18 protein-coding genes and 1 pseudogene are annotated in these 16,189 nt (G+C 68.9%); 13 read left to right on the plus strand and 6 right to left on the minus strand.

Annotation, left to right across the window (positions count from 1 at the left end; all coding sequences use genetic code 11):
• Window positions 1–10: 10 nt before the first annotated feature.
• A complete protein-coding gene (locus tag QSK25_RS19165) occupies window positions 11–352 on the minus strand; it encodes a hypothetical protein (protein ID WP_030475304.1) in 342 nt (113 codons plus the stop codon).
• A gap of 296 nt (window positions 353–648) precedes the next feature.
• Here QSK25_RS19165 and QSK25_RS19170 point away from each other — a divergent pair, with 296 nt between their 5' ends.
• Both QSK25_RS19170 and QSK25_RS19175 read left to right on the plus strand, forming a co-directional pair.
• Window positions 649–1,410, plus strand: coding sequence for a glycerophosphodiester phosphodiesterase family protein (locus tag QSK25_RS19170; RefSeq protein ID WP_285639968.1), 762 nt, complete (start codon window positions 649–651; stop codon window positions 1,408–1,410).
• A gap of 54 nt (window positions 1,411–1,464) precedes the next feature.
• Complete coding sequence (locus QSK25_RS19175; protein ID WP_285639969.1) at window positions 1,465–2,877, plus strand: MFS transporter; 1,413 nt, start codon at window positions 1,465–1,467, stop codon at window positions 2,875–2,877.
• On the opposite strand, the gene QSK25_RS19180 is transcribed toward QSK25_RS19175, so the two are convergent.
• Entirely contained in the window at window positions 2,874–3,749 is an 876-nt protein-coding gene (locus QSK25_RS19180) for a hypothetical protein (RefSeq protein WP_285639970.1), read from the minus strand. The two genes, QSK25_RS19175 and QSK25_RS19180, sit on opposite strands and share 4 nt — an antisense overlap.
• Window positions 3,746–4,093, minus strand: a complete 348-nt coding sequence (locus QSK25_RS19185) for a PadR family transcriptional regulator (RefSeq protein ID WP_285639971.1) — start codon at window positions 4,091–4,093, stop codon at window positions 3,746–3,748. Before QSK25_RS19185 ends, QSK25_RS19180 begins: the two co-directional genes overlap by 4 nt.
• A gap of 228 nt (window positions 4,094–4,321) precedes the next feature.
• On the opposite strand from QSK25_RS19185, the gene QSK25_RS19190 reads away from it, so the two are divergent.
• From QSK25_RS19190 to QSK25_RS19215, 6 genes are all read left to right on the plus strand, one after another.
• The gene (locus QSK25_RS19190) at window positions 4,322–5,878 is read left to right on the plus strand and encodes a 5'-methylthioadenosine/S-adenosylhomocysteine nucleosidase family protein (RefSeq protein WP_285639973.1); all 1,557 of its coding nucleotides are present in this window, start codon (window positions 4,322–4,324) and stop codon (window positions 5,876–5,878) included.
• 1 nt (window position 5,879) lies between these two features.
• Window positions 5,880–6,494, plus strand: coding sequence for an NUDIX hydrolase (locus tag QSK25_RS19195; RefSeq protein ID WP_285639975.1), 615 nt, complete (start codon window positions 5,880–5,882; stop codon window positions 6,492–6,494).
• Entirely contained in the window at window positions 6,487–7,065 is a 579-nt protein-coding gene (locus QSK25_RS19200) for a hypothetical protein (protein WP_285639977.1), read from the plus strand. The genes QSK25_RS19195 and QSK25_RS19200 overlap by 8 nt, the downstream gene beginning before the upstream one ends.
• Entirely contained in the window at window positions 7,062–8,114 is a 1,053-nt protein-coding gene (gene selD, locus QSK25_RS19205) for a selenide, water dikinase SelD (protein ID WP_285639979.1), read from the plus strand. The genes QSK25_RS19200 and selD overlap by 4 nt, the downstream gene beginning before the upstream one ends.
• A gap of 218 nt (window positions 8,115–8,332) precedes the next feature.
• The gene (locus QSK25_RS19210; RefSeq protein WP_285639980.1) at window positions 8,333–9,088 is read left to right on the plus strand and encodes a thymidine kinase; all 756 of its coding nucleotides are present in this window, start codon (window positions 8,333–8,335) and stop codon (window positions 9,086–9,088) included.
• A 238-nt stretch (window positions 9,089–9,326) separates the two neighbouring features.
• On the plus strand, window positions 9,327–9,671 hold the full coding sequence (locus QSK25_RS19215; protein ID WP_065919117.1) for an RNA polymerase-binding protein RbpA: 345 nt from the start codon (window positions 9,327–9,329) through the stop codon (window positions 9,669–9,671).
• 79 nt (window positions 9,672–9,750) lie between these two features.
• On the opposite strand, the gene QSK25_RS19220 is transcribed toward QSK25_RS19215, so the two are convergent.
• Window positions 9,751–10,392, minus strand: a complete 642-nt coding sequence (locus QSK25_RS19220; RefSeq protein ID WP_285639985.1) for a TVP38/TMEM64 family protein — start codon at window positions 10,390–10,392, stop codon at window positions 9,751–9,753.
• 30 nt (window positions 10,393–10,422) lie between these two features.
• Here QSK25_RS19220 and QSK25_RS19225 point away from each other — a divergent pair, with 30 nt between their 5' ends.
• Together QSK25_RS19225 and QSK25_RS19230 are read left to right on the plus strand one after the other, a co-directional pair.
• A complete protein-coding gene (locus tag QSK25_RS19225; protein WP_285639986.1) occupies window positions 10,423–11,247 on the plus strand; it encodes an aldo/keto reductase in 825 nt (274 codons plus the stop codon).
• A 209-nt stretch (window positions 11,248–11,456) separates the two neighbouring features.
• The gene (locus QSK25_RS19230) at window positions 11,457–11,897 is read left to right on the plus strand and encodes an MgtC/SapB family protein (protein WP_285639987.1); all 441 of its coding nucleotides are present in this window, start codon (window positions 11,457–11,459) and stop codon (window positions 11,895–11,897) included.
• Here QSK25_RS19230 and QSK25_RS19235 read toward each other — a convergent pair.
• The gene (locus tag QSK25_RS19235; protein WP_285639988.1) at window positions 11,894–12,202 is read right to left on the minus strand and encodes a DUF1540 domain-containing protein; all 309 of its coding nucleotides are present in this window, start codon (window positions 12,200–12,202) and stop codon (window positions 11,894–11,896) included. The two genes, QSK25_RS19230 and QSK25_RS19235, sit on opposite strands and share 4 nt — an antisense overlap.
• Before the next feature lie 206 nt (window positions 12,203–12,408).
• Here QSK25_RS19235 and QSK25_RS19240 point away from each other — a divergent pair.
• The 3 genes and pseudogenes from QSK25_RS19240 to QSK25_RS19250 form a co-directional block, all read left to right on the plus strand.
• Window positions 12,409–14,280: pseudogene (locus tag QSK25_RS19240) on the plus strand (TIR domain-containing protein); the annotation flags it as partial.
• Window positions 14,259–14,834 carry a tetratricopeptide repeat protein gene (locus tag QSK25_RS45600; RefSeq protein WP_502881869.1) on the plus strand — a complete coding sequence of 192 codons (576 nt, stop codon included), beginning with the start codon at window positions 14,259–14,261 and terminating at the stop codon, window positions 14,832–14,834. The pseudogene QSK25_RS19240 and the gene QSK25_RS45600, both read left to right, overlap by 22 nt.
• Window positions 14,831–15,418: a hypothetical protein gene (locus tag QSK25_RS19250; protein WP_285639993.1), complete on the plus strand. Its 588-nt coding sequence runs from the start codon at window positions 14,831–14,833 to the stop codon at window positions 15,416–15,418. Before QSK25_RS45600 ends, QSK25_RS19250 begins: the two co-directional genes overlap by 4 nt.
• Here the strand turns inward: QSK25_RS19250 and QSK25_RS19255 are convergent.
• A complete protein-coding gene (locus QSK25_RS19255; RefSeq protein ID WP_285639995.1) occupies window positions 15,332–16,168 on the minus strand; it encodes a toll/interleukin-1 receptor domain-containing protein in 837 nt (278 codons plus the stop codon). The two genes, QSK25_RS19250 and QSK25_RS19255, sit on opposite strands and share 87 nt — an antisense overlap.
• Between the last annotated feature and the right edge of the window lie 21 nt (window positions 16,169–16,189).

Genomic DNA, 16,189 nt, shown 5'->3' on the forward strand with positions numbered 1-16,189 from the left:
GTGCGAACGGCTACCGCAGCCGCTCCAGACCCTTCGCCGACTCCACCAGCTCCGCCGCCAGCTTCCTCAGCTCCTCGTTCTCCGCCCCGTCCTGCGCCGCCGTCACCACATCCTCCGCGGCGCACCGCAGCTGGAACAACCTGTCCTGCAGATCCGCCAGCTCCGCGGTGCTCAGCACCACCGCGTCCTCCGGCAGACCACCCCGCTGCAACGCCGCCCTGCGCTCGTACGCGCGCTGACGACACGGCTGCGCGCAGTACCGCCTCGGCCGGCCGATCCGCCCGCTCCCGGGCAACCGCCTCCCGCACCACGCGCAGTGCCTGGGCTCATCCGCCTCCATGGAGCGCTCCATGGCGCGCGACGGTAGCGAATGGCGGTGGGTGGTCTCCAGCGACGCGCCAGAAAGCCCGACCTTCGTAGGGAACCGGACAGTACCCGCAGGGCCGTTCGTGTCGCTTTTGGGTCCGGTTTGATCAACTTCCGTTGACTTCCCTCGGTCCTTGGCGTCTTGGGAGCAGGGGTCCTCCGGGACGGACGGGCCGACAGGCCTCACTTCAGGCGACACTGAAGCTATAGAGACAAATCAGAAAGTGTGTCGCCACCCACCGTCCACCCCCGAGCCACCGCCGGCAGGCAGACTCACCACCCGTGACACACCCCTACCTCGCAGGCCCACGCCCCCGAGCCTTCGCCCACCGCGGCTGGCACGTCGGAGACCTCGCCGGCATGGAGAACTCGCTCAGCTCGTTCCGCAGGGCCGTGCAGGAGGGCTACCGCTACATCGAGACCGACGTCCACGCCACCGCCGACGGACACGTCGTCGTCCACCACGACGACACCCTCGACCGCACCACCGACGCCCAGGGCCTGCTCGCCTCCCTCCCCTGGACCGAGGTCAGCCGCGCCCGCGTCGGCGGCCGCGAACCCGTCGCCCGCCTCGCCGACGTCCTCGAAGAACTCCCCGGCACGTTCTTCAACATCGACGTCAAGTCCGAACAGGCCGTCGAACCGATCATCACCCTGCTCCGCAGGACCAAGGCCCTGCACCGCGTCTGCCTCGCCAGCTTCTCCGACGCCCGCCTCGCCCGCCTGCGCAAGATCGCCGGCCCCGAACTGCTCACCTCCCTCGGCCCCCGCTCCGCCGCCGCGCTCTGGGCCGCCCGCCGCCTCCCCCTCGCCGCGGCCGCCGTCCGCGGCCAGGTCGCCCAGGTCCCCGTCAGCCGCGGCAACCTGCACATCGTCGACCACCGCTTCGTCCAGGCAGCCCACCGCCGCAGCCTCGAAGTCCACGTCTGGACCATCGACGACGCCACCGACATGCACGCCCTGCTCGACCTCGGCGTCGACGGACTCGTGACGGACAGGCCAGACGTCCTGCGCGAAGTTCTCCAGTCCCGCAACAGCTGGTAACAGGTTGGACCACAGATCATCAGCGCGGTCGGCGGACAAGTACAGTCCGCCGACATGAAGAGCACGGGCGACGACACCGCCGACGCCAACAACGCACGAAGCCGTAAGAGAGAACAACGCGGCTGGGTCTGGTACGACGTGGCGAACTCCGTGTTCCCCACCTCGGTGATCACCGTCTTCCTCTCGCTCTACCTCACGAGCATCGCGACCAACGCCGCCAAGGCCGACACCGCGCTCAACGGGGCAAACCCGTGCGCGGACGACAACGCCTTCGCCAACTGCGACGTCACGATCCTCGGACTCCAGTTCCCCAGCGGCTCGCTGTGGGGCTACCTGCTCTCCATCGCCACCGTGGTCCAGGTGATCGTGCTGCCCGTCATGGGCGCCATCGCCGACCGCACCCAGAACAAGAAGAAGATGCTCGGCTTCTTCGCCTTCACCGGCTCCGCGGCCACCATCGCGCTCGCCGCCGTCGAAGGCACCAACTGGAAGCTCGGCGTCGTCCTCTTCATCATCGCCAACATCTGCTACGGCTCCAGCGTCGTCGTCTACTACGCCTTCCTGCCCGAGATCGCCCTGCCCGACGAACGCGACGCCGTCTCCAGCCGCGGCTGGGCGTTCGGCTACCTCGGCGGCGGCGTCGCCCTCGCCATCCAGCTCGGCATCACCCTCGGCGCCGACTTCCTCGGCATCACCTCGAGCGACGCCGCGCGCATCGCGTTCGTCATCTCCGGCGTCTGGTGGGCGGCCTTCACGATCATCCCGCTGCGCGCCCTGACCGAGCACCAGCGGCCGCACGGCGGCGAACAAGGCGCGTCGGTGATCTCCGCGGGCTTCAAGGAACTCGGCACGACCCTGCGGCAGGCCAAGGCCTTCCCGCTCACCCTCGCGTTCCTCGGCACCTACCTGATCTACACCGACGGCATCGCGACCGTCGCCAACGTCAGCGCCCAGTACGGCAGCGTCGAGCTCAAGTTCGAACAGCAGACGCTCATCACCGTCATCCTCATCGTCCAGTTCGTCGCCTTCGTCGGCGGCGTCCTGCACGGCTTCGTCGCCAAGCGCATCGGCGCCAAGAAGACGATCCTCGGCTCCCTGATCGTCTGGATCGTCGTCATCACCGCGGCGTTCTTCGTGCAGGCCGGCGACGAGACCTCGTTCTACCTCGTCGCCGCCGGCATCGGCATCGTGCTCGGAGGCACCAACGCGTTGTCCCGCAGCCTCTTCAGCCAGATGGTGCCCCCCGGCCGCGAAGCCCAGTACTTCTCCCTCTACGAGGTCGGCGAACGCTCCACCAGCTGGCTCGGCCCACTGGTGTTCGCGGGCGTCGGCCAGGCCACCGGCAGCCTCCGCCCGGCCATCCTCGCCCTGATCATCTTCTTCGTGGCCGGCTTCATCCTGCTGATCTTCGTGCCGGTCCGCCGCGCCATCAAGGCCGTCGGCAACGAAGAACCCGCCCTCGTCTAGACCACCTGCGGCGCCGCCTTCGGGCGGCGCCGCACCGGCCACACCGCGGCCAGCACCAGCACCACCAGGACGACCGTGCCGACCGTGCCGAGCGAGTCCCACGCCAGCACCAGGAACACCAGCGGCACGAGCTGCACCAGGGCGAACCACGACAACGCCCGCCCGAACACCGCGTCACCCCGCACGAACGCGAACACCCTCATCCCGGCCGTGACGAGCGCGAGCAGCAGCAACCCGGCCCCTGCGGCGAACCCGCCCACGACGCCGAGCGCCACCGCTCCCCCGCCCCACCACAGCAACCGCCTCGCCGGCGGCGTCGGCGCCTCGCGGTGGAAACCCAGGCACAGACACGTGAACGTCACCAACGCCGGCAGCTGGAACACCGTCCACATCCACACCGCGGGCCCCGGCTGGGTCAGCGCGTCCAGCGACACCAGCGCCGGCACCGCCGCCGCGATCTTCGCGAGCGTCCGCCGTCCCGTGAACAACGCGGGGAACGCCACGAACGGCGCCAGCTCCAGCACCCGCCACCACGGCGCGTGCGACCGCAGCGTGATGGTCAGGACGAGCCCGGACGTCGCGTAGTACAGGCCCAGCAGCAGCCCGAGCACCCCCAGCGCCCGCACCACCTCGCCCCGCCACACGACGTTCGCCGGCACGCTGCTCATCCCGGCCCCGGCCGCGAGGTGCGTCCGGAGCGACAGCCCCAGCACCGCCCAGGTCTCCCCCCACCCCGGCCAGCTGTGCTCCAGGTCCAGGTCGTCGTCCCGCTCGGCGAGGAAGATCCCGACCATCTCCTCCTCGCGGTCACGCCGGTACCAGCCCGGCAACACCTTCAACAGCGCCCGGTACCGCCGCTCCAGGTTCCTCATGCCCGCCCCGCCCACGCCTGGACACCCCGCGTCCTCAGCACGGCCGACGCCGCCCGCACGTTGGCGCTGAGCCGCGCCACCTCGGCCTGCAACGCGCGCACCCCGGAGTCGGTGAGCTTGTAGTAGCGCCGCAGCCGTCCCTGGTGCACCTCCTCGCGGTCGCGTTCGGCGAACCCGTCCGCCACCAGCCTGTCCAGCACCCCGTAGAGCGTGCCGACGCGCAACACCATCCGCCCCTGCGACAACTGCTCCACCGACTGCACGATGGCGTACCCGTGCAGGGCCTCCTCCGCCAGCGCGGTGAGCACCAGGAAGGTCTGTTCGGACATGACCCGACCACTCATGTCGCTGAATATATCGCGGCGCGAGCTATATCGGGAAGCGGAACAACCGGGGTGGCTGAGTTCGGTCAACACTGAAGTTATCGAGTCCGTCATGTAACGGAGGTTCGCGATCTCGCGACCACGAGGCATGCACAGCAGATCGACGCCGCGTGTCACCAACGCCGCTCCGCGTCGCGCGCCGCTACGCTTCAGCGTCGATCAAGCGGGATCAGAACCGGACGGACCTCGATGACAGCTCCCCTCGCCCAGGTGGGGCTGCTGGTCGCGCTACCGGAGGAACTCGCCCGCATCCAAAGCCAGTTGGTCCGCACCACCGGGCCGCGGCTGATGCACGGCCGCAGCGGCAGCGACTACGAGCTCTTCTGCCACCCCGAGTACCCGGACCTCACCATCGCCTGCGGCACGTCGAGCGGAATCGGCCTGCTCAACGCCTGCCTGGCCGCCCACCGCCTCGTCACCGACGTGCAGCCGGGCCTCATGGTCATGACCGGCATCGCCGGCAGCCTCAGCCACGACGCCCAGATCGGCGACGCCGTCATCGCGAGCGCCGTCGTGCACTACCTCGCCGAGGCGAAGGCCATCGACAAGGGCGCCGGTTTCCACCTCAGGCTCGACGGCCAGTCCACCCCGACCGACCCCCGCCTCAACGACCCCATCAGGCGCTTCATCGACGAACTGCACCGCGACGACCACACGTGGGAGAACCTGCGCGTGCCGTTCACGGACCTCGACTACCTCTCCCCCGAGGCGCTCGAACAGCGGCGCAGACCCGCCGACAAGCCGGAGGTGGTGCTCGGCAAGATCGCCTCCGGCGACGTCACCTGCGGTTCGCGCAACTTCCAGGCGTTGCTGACCCAGAAGGACCGCAAGATCCTCGCCATCGACATGGAGTCCGCGGGCGCGGCCGCCGTCGCCACCAACTTCCGCACGCCCTGGCTCTTCGTCCGGGGCATCAGCGACTACAGCGACGAGAACAAGTCGAAGCTCGACCAGCAGACGTCGCACGCGCGAGAGCGGGTGGGCCCGTGGCGGCGGCACGCGGCCGAGTTCGCCGGCCGCATCCTGGTCGCGCTGCTCCCCCACGTCGCTCAGAGCCTGCTCCTGGGCAGCGAGGACGGCATCGCGCGCCGGGAACGCGCGTTCCAGCTGCGTGACGGCGGCCAGCCGAGCGCGACCACCCTGGAGCGCCGGGAGGTCGCCACGTTCGACGAGACCGGCGTCGAACCGATCGCGCCGGAGACCTACCAGAGCTTCGACGAGTTCTACGAGCGGTTCCTGACGACTCACGGGCCGTCGGTGTACGTGGTCGGTGAGGACCCTCCACTGCGCCTGCGTCGTCTCGCGGACGGTCGCATCGAGATCTCAGCCGTGAGCGCCGCTGGGGCCGCGCTGAACTCCTACGGCCACATGCACGCCCAGAACATCGTCTGGGACCCCGACGTCGAGTACGGGACCGAGGAGAGGCTGCAGAGCCGCCTCGCCCAGGTCGCGTTGTGGCTCGAGAACGTGCCGGCGCAGAGCCGCCAGGAGCCCGCCCCGGCCTTCGCCGTCGTCGACACCGACGGCAACGTCACCGTGGGCACCGCGCTGCACCTGCACAGGTTCTCCCGCACAGTTGATCTTCGAGGATGGTCGTTGCACCGCAAGCTCGGCGACATGCGTCTCGACCTGATGCGCATGCTCGGCGCACGAGAGCAGGACGGTCCCGAACTGGTGCGCGCTGTGCGCAGATCACTCGCCGCGCAGTCGCTGCACCCCACCGGACCACGTCGAGAGGATCGCTGACATGTCCGCCCCAACCCCGGTCGGCCCGCCCGAGGTGGCCTTCCAGAGCCGTGTCTTCGCCCAGGTGCACACGCCCAACCAGGTGGGCGACCAGGTCGTCGTCTTCGAGATGGCGGTGCGCCCGCCGGGCGTGCGGGTCATCGTCGTGGACCGCACCGAACAACTCGTGTACCTCACCCGCGAAATGCGCACGGAGACCAACGGCTGGGACTGGCGAGTGCCCGGCGGCAAGGTCTACAACAAGATCGAGCCGTACCTGCCGCTCTACCTCGAACACGACGACAGCGGCCGGGCCGAGGCGCTGACGGAGAAGGTGCTGGACTCCGCGGTCCAGGAGGCGGGCGAGGAACTCGGTGCCGTCCTGTCCAATCCCGTCCTCCTGGGACGCTCTCCCTGCGGCGCCACCGTCCACTGGGACCTCTACTTCGTGCTCGCCGACCTGCAGTCGTTGCGGCAGAGCAACAACCCCGAAGCAGGCGAGGTGATCGAGGTCCGCCCGGTCCGGTGGACGGAGGCGCTCGACCTCGTCGACAGCGGCGAGATCCAGGAGGAGCGCTCGGCGATGTGGCTGCGGCGCACCCTGCTCAGGCTCATCAGGGAGGTGAGCGGTGGCTAGAGATCGCTCCCTGATCAGCGACGTGGTCAACCACCTCGACAAGTGCTCGACCGCCGACCAGGGCCTGAGTCTCGCCACCCGCGCGCTGTACAGCCTCGGCGTCCACTCGGCCTACACCGATCTCAGCTCCTCCCCGTTCGAGTCCGGACGGTGCATGCGGGCGACCAAGCTCTCGTTGTCGTTCATGGGACACACAGCCTCGAAGTGGCGCAATCATCCCGACTTCGAGGCATTCCTGAGGCGCATGACCGCCAATCACGGGAAGGTCCAGTTCTTGCTCTCCGAGGACGTTTCGGGGAAGGTCACGCAAGACCTGCTCGACCTTGAACAGCGCCACAAGTGCTTCAGGGCCAAAATCTACTTCTCCCGCCCGATGTTCCGGCTCGTGATCCAGGACGAGCAGATCATCGCCTTGCAGCACTACGAAGGGTTGGGGGTCGTTCCCGTGGGCGATCGCAATGACAGCCCGCTCATGACGTTGACCGCCAGGGGCGAGGACTCGTTGTTCCGTACACTTGTGGTCCACTTCAAAGAGTTGTGGACAGAAGCCAGGCCGGTGAGTGAGCTGTGACCGACACGAGGCTGGAAACAGAGCTGACGAGTGTCGGCTGTGGACGGAAGCTGCCGCCGCGCGTGCTCAAGGAACTGCTCCACGACAGCGATGTCGACGGAATGCTGGTCCGGCACATGGGCGACGACTGCGGCGTGACCGGGGCAGGCCCGCTCAAGTCGCTGCACACGGTCGACATCGTGCTGCCCATGGGCCTCGATCCGGAGACCTGGGGCAGGATCGTCGCACTGCACTGCGTGTCGGACGTCTACGCGGCGGGCGGCGTGCCCGAGGTCGCCGTGGGAATCGTCCAGCTGAGCCAGGAGTGGATCCGCAACGGGTGGCACGTGTCCGCGTACAAGGCGGCGGTGCGTGAGCTTCGCGAGTGCGGGGTCGACGTCGTCGGCGGCCACACCATGCGCAACCAGGTCACCAGCATGGGGTTCTCGATCACCGGCGCAGGGCTCGAGGACCACCTGCGCGCCCGCAGGAACGTCCAGGTCGGTGATGTGCTCGTGCTGACCAAGCCGGTCGGCAGTGGCCTCATCCTGGGCGCCAGGGCCTTCGACAGGACCTCCGTCACGGCTGAGGAACTGGCCGAGGTCGTGCGGTCGATGCTCGTTTCCAACGCACTCGCGGACGAGCTAGCCCACAAGTTCGGCGTGCGAGCCTCGACCGACGTCACCGGCTTCGGGCTGCTCGGATCGTGCCTCGAGATCGCCGACGAGGCCGGCGTCGTCGTGTCGCTCAGCCTCGGGACCATCCCGAAATTCCTCGGCGTCGACCGGGCGCTCAAGACCGCCAACGTCTCCCCCCTGGCAGAAACGATCATGGTCGACTCCGAACCTCACGTCTCGTGGGAGGAAACCCCGATCGAGGACCGCCTGCTCCTCTGCGACCCCCAGGTCAGCGGTGGACTGCTCCTGGCGATGCCCGAGGACGTCGCCGAGGCGTACACGGCGGCGATGGTCGAACGGGACGCCCGCAGCTGGGTGATCGGCAAGGTGGAAGCCCGTTCGGAGGGCACGCGGCACAAGGTGTCCGTCTCCCCCTCCTTCATGGAGCAGTAGTCGCGTTCCCGCCGGAACGCGACCGGTCTTCACACACCCTCGAACTTCATTCAACACTGAAACCTTCGAGTGATCCGAGCCGAGATGATGTTTGAACCCCCGGCGCAGCGGCTATGTCGACCGAAACGGGCAGGTCGCGCCGAACGAGACCGGACGAGGGGGTGCGCAGACCGTGGGGATTCTTCATGATCGGGATCGAGGCACTAGGGTGACCCGCCGTGGACGCCCTTCCCGATCCGACAGACGCCCTCTCCGCTGTCCCTGTCGCTGGTTCCCGGCGCTCGACGCCGGTGGTCGGGCACCTCAAGTTCTTCTTCGGCCCGATGGACTGCGGCAAGTCGACGCTCGCCCTGCAGATCGACCACAACAACTCGCGCCAGGGCCGGCGCGGGCTGCTGCTGGTGCGGCACGACCGGTCCGGGCGGCCGCAGATCTCCAGTCGCATCGGCATCACCCGCGAGGCGGCGGAGATCCGCGACGACGACCTGCGCATGCTGGTGCGTGCGGAGTGGGCCGAGGGGCGGCGGGTCGACTACCTGATCGTGGACGAGGCGCAGTTCCTCACCGGCGAGCAGGTGGAGCAGCTGGCGGAGCTCGCGGACGACGTCCAGGTCGACGTCTACTGCTTCGGGCTCGCCACGGACTTCCGCGGGGAGATGTTCCCGGGGTCGCGGCGGCTGTTCGAGCTCGCCGACGAACTGAAGGCGATCCAGGTCGAGGTTTTGTGCTGGTGCGGGGTACCCGGGAGGTTCAACGCACGGGTGCGGGCCGGACGGGTGATTCGCGCCGGGGACACGGTTCTGGTCGCCGACACGGTTTCGGACACGGAACAGCACCGATCGGGTACAGAGAGCGACAATGTAACCGATACCACGGAAACTACTGTCCGTTATCAAGTGCTCTGCCGGCGTCACTTTCGGTTGGGCGACCTAGGCCCTGACGTCGCACAAAGTGGTCAGCTTCGGTTGGCATAGGCGACTACCCACAGCCCCCGTTGGGCCATTAGAGTGATGCATGAGCGCAGGAGCTTGATAACGCGTCACGATCCTGTGGCGATCGCATCCATTAGTAGGAAGCCTTCGTTGACGAGTGAACGACGTCACTGTGGGCGACCATGAGAGCGAACCGGAAACAAACGGAGCAATCCGGGCGTTGCACACGGTGAGCAAGAAGCCTGGGCCCCGGCCCTGAGCCGAGCGAAAGGACACCGCCATGGCCGACCGCGTTTTGCGTGGCAGCCGGCTCGGAGCAGTCAGCTACGAGACCGACCGCAACCACGATCTCGCTCCGCGCCGGGCAGCGCGGTACGCCTGCCCCAAGGGACACGACTTCGAGGTCCCGTTCTCCGACGACGCCGAGTTGCCGCCGACCTGGGAATGCCGCCTCCACGGCACCGAGTCGAAGATCATCGACGGTGTCGAGCCGGAGGTGAAGAAGATCAAGCCGCCGCGCACGCACTGGGACATGCTCCTGGAGCGCCGGTCGATCCCCGAGCTCGAGGAGTTGCTCGACGAGCGACTCGAAGAGCTGCGCGGACGCCGTACTCGCACGGCCTGATCCAGGCCGGCAAGGTCGTAGACGCTTCAAGCCGTCCCGGTCTCCCGCCGGGGCGGCTTTTTGCGTGCCGCAACGGCCTCTAGGAAGCCCGCAGAGCGCCCGTGATCAAGTTCCGGCCCCACCACACCCCCACGGCGGCCAGCACGCCCCAGATCGCCAACGCGACGATCGAGCGCGTGGAGCCGAGGTCGCTCAGGGCGTCCCCCAGCACGGCGGCGAGCACCGTCGAGGGCACCAGGCCCAGCGCCGTGCCGAGCGCGAAGTCCCTGCCTCGCACGGAGGTCACACCGGCCCCGTAGTTCGCCAGTGCGAACGGCAGGATCGGCAACAATCTGATCACGAGCGTCGCCTCGACCCCGCGCCGCTCGAAGACCCGTTCCAGCACGGCCAGCCGCGCCCCGAGCCACCCCTTGACCGTCCCCCGGCCGAGCCCGCGCGCGACCCCGAACGCGATCATCGCCCCCGCCGTGAACCCGGCGACGGCGAAAGCACTCCCCCACCCCACCCCGAACAGCAGCCCCGCCGCCGTCGCGAGCACCGGTTTGGGCAGGAACACCGCCGTGCCCAAGGCACACACCACCACGAACGCGACCGGCGCCGCACCCCCGGCCCGGTCGACGAGGGCACGAAGCCCTGCCCCGTCGGGCAGGTCCACGAACTGGGCCGCCACCGCCAGCGCCACGACGAGCAGCACCAGCACGATCAGCCCCCCGTGTCGCATCAGCCCAACGTACCCGGCAAGCTGGGTCGCATGACCGTGCTGCTCCCCTCCGGCGAGACCGTCCCCGCGCTCGGCATGGGCACCTGGATGATGGGCGACGACCCGTCCCGGCGTGCCCAGGAGCTCACCGCGCTGCGCACCGGCCTCGACCTCGGCCTGACCCTGGTCGACACGGCCGAGATGTACGGCTCCGGGGCGTCCGAGGAACTCGTCGGCGAGGCGATCACGGGCCGCCGCGACGAGGTGTTCCTCGTGTCGAAGGTGCTGCCCTCCAACGCGTCCGCGGCCGGCACGGTCCGCGCCTGCGAGGCCTCGCTGCGCCGCCTGGGCACCGACCGCCTCGACCTGTACCTGCTGCACTGGCGCGGCACCGTCCCGTTCGCCGAGACCCTCGAAGGCTTCGCGGCACTGGTGGAGGCGGGCAAGATCCGCCACTGGGGCGTCAGCAACTTCGACCTGGACGACATGCGCGAGCTCACCGCGTTACCCGGTCACTGCCAGACCAACCAGATCCTTTACAACCTCACCCGCCGCGGCCCGGAACACGACCTCCTGCCGTGGCAGGCCGAAGCGGGCATCCCGATCATGGCCTACTCCCCCGTCGAACAGGGCCGCCTGCTCGGCTCCCCCGCCCTCGCCACCGTGGCCGGACGTCACGGCGCCACCGCGGCCCAGGTCGCTCTCGCCTGGGTGCTGCGCCACCCGCACGTCATCGCGATCCCCAAGGCGAGCACGGCCGAGCACGTCCGCGAGAACGCGGCGGCCCGCGACCTGCGCCTGTCCCCCGAGGACCTGGCCGACCTCGACCGCGCGTTCCCTCCCCCGGCCGGCCCCACGCCGCTGGAGATGCTCTAGCCGGAATGAGACGCGCGTCCCACTCTCACTCCGGGCTCACGTGCGACCCGCTAGCGTGGCTCCCCGGTCTTATCAACCAGACACAGAGGAAGCGAGGTGAGCGACACATGCCAGGCGCCAGTAGCCGGCGCAGGTGCTCGCACCTCGCTGACCCACGCTCGTAGTTCTGGCGTGTGACGCACACCCCTGCACACAAGGGGAGTCACACGATGCACGTCTTCGACATGACTTTGCGCATCGCCGAGAGCATGGGCCTCGGCGCGCTGATCGGGTTCGAGCGCCAGTACCGCGCTCGCATGGCGGGCCTGCGCACCAACGCACTGGTGGCCGTCGGCGCCGCGTTGTTCGTCCTGCTGTCCGCCCAGGGCTTCGACGGCCAGGGCGACCCCACCCGCGTCGCCGCGCAGGTGGTCTCCGGTATCGGTTTCCTGGGCGCGGGCGTGATCCTGCGCGACGGCCTGTCGGTGCGCGGCCTGAACACCGCGGCCACGCTCTGGTGCGCAGCCGCGGTGGGTTCACTGGCGGGCGCCGGCCTGCACGTCGTCGCGGCGGCCGGCGCGGTCGCGATCATCGCGGTCAACGTGGGCCTGCGCGAACTCGGCAGGGCCGTCGACCGCAAGGAGGACGACAAGGAGTCCGAGGAGGCCTAACGCGGCTGGTACGTCAGGCAGTTCGCGTGGTGGTCGCCTTCGCCCTGCCCGACCCGCACGCTCTGCGCCGTGCACTCCAGCGAGGCGTTGTGCGTGCAGTCGGTCCGGGAACAGGCGCCGACCTGCGCGACGACCTTGTCCAGGCCGCCTTTCGTGCCCAGCGGGATGAACGTGCCGCAGTCGGCCGCTCCGTTGTCGCCGCGCACGGTGATCGCGAACGCGTGGCAGCCGTCGTGGTTGTAGGAGCAGTCGCTCACGGTGCAATCGTGGACTGCGGGCATCGCCGGGTTCTCGAGGGTGGTCATGTCCGCTCCTGCCGTGGTGGGAAAGGTTCGGTGATCCGGACGATGCCACCGCGGCAGGAGCCCCGCAATTCGAGATGAATTAGGCGAGCCTATCCTTCAGAAATCAGAAATGTCATTTCAGCAGTTCCGGACGTTCACGGACGGAGCAGCGCGATTGACCCCGAACGATCTTTCCGGCGATCATGTCGGCGGAGAGGTGGGGTGCCATGCCCGAGGCTGGGAACGGCTCGAAGTACGACGTCTGCCTGTCGTTCGCCGGTGAGCAGCGCGAGTACGTGGAACAGGTGGCCGCGTGCCTGCACGCGGCGGACGTGCGGATCTTCTACGACCGCTACCAGACCGTGGAGCTGTGGGGACGGGACCTGGTCCAGGGGCTCGACGACGTCTTCCGCGGGCAGGCGCGTTTCTGCGTGATGTTCGTGTCCGCCGAGTACGCGGCAAAGGTCTGGACGTCGCACGAGCGGCGCAGCGCACAAGCGCGCGCCGTCGAAAGCGCCGGCACCTACATCCTGCCGGTCCGGTTCGACCAGACGGAGATTCCTGGTCTGCCCGGCAGTGTGGTCTACCTCAACGCCGCAGAAGTCGCGCCCCGGCAATTGGCTGAACTCATCATCGAGAAAATTCGTGAGAACAGCCCGAGTCCGGTTCCGGTGCGCTCGGCGGTGATGAGTCCCGTTCTCACCAACCAGCCCTACAGCATGGCTCCGGTGATCGGGCGCGGCCGGCTGTTGGACGAGCTGTCCGACGGGTTCTTCCACACGGCCGAGACCACCCGCACCCCTGCGTTGCGCGTGCTGACCGGCATCGGCGGAATGGGCAAGACGAGCGTCGCGCGTGCCTACGGGGAACGAAACAACCATCGCTACGACCTCGTCTGGTGGATCCGCGCCGAGTCACCGGAACTCGCGATCGAGGACTTCCGCGAACTGCTGGTGGCTTTGGGGGTGCCGGAGGTGCAGCGGCTGGAGCGCCCCGTGCACCCCGCGCACCTGCTGCTCGCGAACCGGCAAGGCCGCTGGCTCCTGGTTTTCGACAACGTGCCGGGACAGTCCGCGTTGCGTGGCCTCGTCCCTCCGCACGGGATCGGGGACGTCATCGTCACCAGCCGCACGCAGGCTTGGCCGGACCCGCGGGCGGTCCTGCCGGTTCCACCGCTCACCGCGGACGCGGGTTCGGCGTTGTTGTGTGACACCAGTCGCGACGAGGACCCGAGCGCAGCGCTCGCTCTGGTGGAGGAACTCGGTGGCTTACCACTCGCGTTGCACCAAGCGGGTTCGTACGTGGCGGAGAACCCCATCGGCCTGGCGGAGTACCTGAGCCTCTACCAGTCACATCGGAGCCGGCTCCACCAACTCGGCACCGCACCGGATTACGACCTTCGGGTCAGCACCACGTGGGAGGTCTCGTTCCAGATGATCCCTGAGAACGCACAGACGGTGCTGAACGTCCTGGCGTGGATGAGCCCGGAGAGGGTCCCGCTCGACCTGCTCCGTCAGGACCATCCGGTCGAGAACGTCCCCACCGCGGTCGCGGAGCGGGTGAACGCCGCCTTCGCCACGGATCTCGACTACTACGAAGCCGTGAGCGCGCTGTCCGGCTACGGCCTCATCACGGTCTCCGGCCGCGACGCGACGGTGCACCGGCTCATCTCGGCCGCCACTCGGGACAACACCGAGCCGGTCGGTGACGGCGCGGACTGGGCTGACGCGACCGCCGCCCTCCTGCTCGCCGCGGTGCCCCGGCCACCGGCCAACGCTGACAAGATCGAGACGTGGCTTCGCCTGCGTCCGCACGTCGAGCACCACCTTCGCTCGACGCCTTCCGCGAACAGCGAGCAGACACTCCGGCTCCACCACTGGAATGCTCAGTGGGCGGGAGAGGTGGGGCGCCCGTCCGAGGCGTTGAAGCTCTTCGAGGCGCTGATCCCGCGCCAGGTCGCCGTGCTCGGCGGCGCGCATCCCGACACCCTGCGGTCACGGCACAGCCAAGCGCAGTGGACGGGCGAAGCCGGCGACTTCTCCGAAGCCGTCGCCCTGTTCGACGAAGTGGCTGAATCATGGCGGGCGACATCGGGCCCGGACCACCCGGAGGCGCTCAGAGCGCTGCACAGTTCGGCCTACTGGCTGGTGAGGCGGGCAATCCGGACGCGGCACGGGAGCGGCTGGGCGAGGTGCTCTCCAGCCGGGAACGAACGCTCGGTCCCGAGCACCCCGACACCCTGCGCACCAAGCACAGTCTCGCTTTCCGGACAGGCCAGAGCGGTGACCACGAAACCGCCTGCGACATGCTCCGGGAGTTGCTGCCGATCCGCACACGACTGCTCGGCGCCGAACACCCGCACACCCTGCGGACCCGCTACAGCCTCGCGCAGTCGCTGGGACGCGGTGGCGACCCCGCGGCGGCTCGCGAGTTGACCGAGGAACTCCTGACCGACCAGAGCCGTGCTTTGGGCGCGGAGCATCCACACACCCTGCGCACGCGGTACAACCTCGCCCATTGGACCGGTGCCGCGGGTGATCCGGAAGCACAGCGGGCGGCACTGGTCACGTTGCTGGAGGACCAGGTCAGGATCCTCGGCCCCGATCACCCCGACACGGGACTCACCCGGCAGGCACTGGCGGGTGGTGGATGACCGGCGACGAGGTCACAGCTCTGGCCAGGCGCGCGCTCGACGCCGTGCTCGCCGGGGACAGACCACCGCTCGCCGTCGCGCATCCGCTGGACTTCATCTGCGTTCCGGTGCTGCGCACTCCCGGTTTCGGGGTTTGCGGGCACATCTGGCACGACGGAGAAACCTCGGACACGGTGCACAGCCACAGCTGGCACCTCGACAGCCTGGTGATCGCGGGCGCGGTGACCAACGAGGTCTTCGCGGTCACCGATGATCCTGGCGGCGCCCACGAACTCTTCGAGGTCACGAGCACCGGTCGGCTGGACGTGTTCACGCCGGCCGAACGGACCGTCACCTGCACGGCCGTGCGACGGGAGGAACACCCCGCGGGAACGTCCTACCGGCTGCCGGCGAAGTCGTTCCACCGGTCGCTCCCGGGCTCAGCCGGCCGGACCTTGACGCTGTTGAGCGCGACCACGCTCCCCGACGTCTGCGACCAGGTCGTGAGACCGGTCTGCTCAGCTCCTGTGCGACCGGTCCGACGACGCGAGTTGCCGCACCCCGACGCCCTCGGCTTCGCGGGGTTGCTGCGCAGTGCGCTGTGAAGGCAGGAACGCCACGGCGCCGATCTCCCGTTCCAGAGCCGCCTGATCGCCCTCGCAGAACCGCAGCGGTGCGCCCGCCCGCACCGCTGCCTCCAAGCCGATGTCCGATGGCGAGACCCAGAGCACCCAGGTACCGCGGCCTGCGGCGAACCCGGCCAGGAACAGGCACTCGGCAGGCGGACAACCCGCGATCACCACGAGGTGGGCCGAAGACGCGACCTCCAGCACGTCCGGGGCGAAAGCGCTGCGCCGCACCACGGCGAGGCCGACCGGTCTGGCCACGTCCGCGACGATCGCCGCCACCGCGTCGTCACTGGTCAGCAGCAGCAATTCCGGTAAACGGGCTGAAGCGACCTGTACCGGCGCGCCTGGGTCGTTGAACGAGCCCGAGAGCGCCAGGATCGCTTCCTCGTACCCGTCTGCCAGGTCGACGCCGTTGATGCCCGCGATTGCCGCGGGCAGGTCACCGAACCTGGCGCCGTCGGCCAGAACGGGAACGATTCGCCTGCCGAGCGTGCGGGCGGCCTCCACCTCCCGCATCACCCACTGAGAGGCGAGAGCGGCCGGAGTCGCGAGGACGACGACCGCCTGGGCCTCGTCGATGGCTGTGCTGATCGCGCTCAGCCACGAGCCTCCGAGACCCAGCCTCCGGTCGGACCACACGTCCACCCCCTGCGCGATCAGGTCCTCGCGGACTCGGTTGGCCAGGCCGCGATCAGACCGCGAATAGCTGAGGAAGACGTGTGGCATCCACCTATTGGACCGGGTTCG

It is taken from the genome of Lentzea sp. NBRC 102530 (genome assembly GCF_030269365.1).
GTDB lineage: Bacteria > Actinomycetota > Actinomycetes > Mycobacteriales > Pseudonocardiaceae > Lentzea.

Bases quoted from the DNA above. Each gene is read 5' to 3' on its own strand.
- QSK25_RS19255 (WP_285639995.1), bottom strand. From the start codon at position 16,168: ATGCCACACGTCTTCCTCAGCTATTCGCGGTCTGATCGCGGCCTGGCC.
- QSK25_RS19235 (WP_285639988.1), bottom strand. From the start codon at position 12,202: ATGACCACCCTCGAGAACCCGGCGATGCCCGCAGTCCACGATTGCACC.
- QSK25_RS19215 (WP_065919117.1), top strand. From the start codon at position 9,327: ATGGCCGACCGCGTTTTGCGTGGCAGCCGGCTCGGAGCAGTCAGCTAC.
- QSK25_RS19175 (WP_285639969.1), top strand. From the start codon at position 1,465: ATGAAGAGCACGGGCGACGACACCGCCGACGCCAACAACGCACGAAGC.
- QSK25_RS19165 (WP_030475304.1), bottom strand. From the start codon at position 352: ATGGAGCGCTCCATGGAGGCGGATGAGCCCAGGCACTGCGCGTGGTGC.
- QSK25_RS19190 (WP_285639973.1), top strand. From the start codon at position 4,322: ATGACAGCTCCCCTCGCCCAGGTGGGGCTGCTGGTCGCGCTACCGGAG.
- QSK25_RS19225 (WP_285639986.1), top strand. From the start codon at position 10,423: ATGACCGTGCTGCTCCCCTCCGGCGAGACCGTCCCCGCGCTCGGCATG.
- QSK25_RS45600 (WP_502881869.1), top strand. From the start codon at position 14,259: ATGGCGGGCGACATCGGGCCCGGACCACCCGGAGGCGCTCAGAGCGCT.
- QSK25_RS19180 (WP_285639970.1), bottom strand. From the start codon at position 3,749: ATGAGGAACCTGGAGCGGCGGTACCGGGCGCTGTTGAAGGTGTTGCCG.
- QSK25_RS19195 (WP_285639975.1), top strand. From the start codon at position 5,880: ATGTCCGCCCCAACCCCGGTCGGCCCGCCCGAGGTGGCCTTCCAGAGC.
- QSK25_RS19220 (WP_285639985.1), bottom strand. From the start codon at position 10,392: ATGCGACACGGGGGGCTGATCGTGCTGGTGCTGCTCGTCGTGGCGCTG.
- QSK25_RS19230 (WP_285639987.1), top strand. From the start codon at position 11,457: ATGCACGTCTTCGACATGACTTTGCGCATCGCCGAGAGCATGGGCCTC.
- QSK25_RS19250 (WP_285639993.1), top strand. From the start codon at position 14,831: ATGACCGGCGACGAGGTCACAGCTCTGGCCAGGCGCGCGCTCGACGCC.
- QSK25_RS19185 (WP_285639971.1), bottom strand. From the start codon at position 4,093: ATGAGTGGTCGGGTCATGTCCGAACAGACCTTCCTGGTGCTCACCGCG.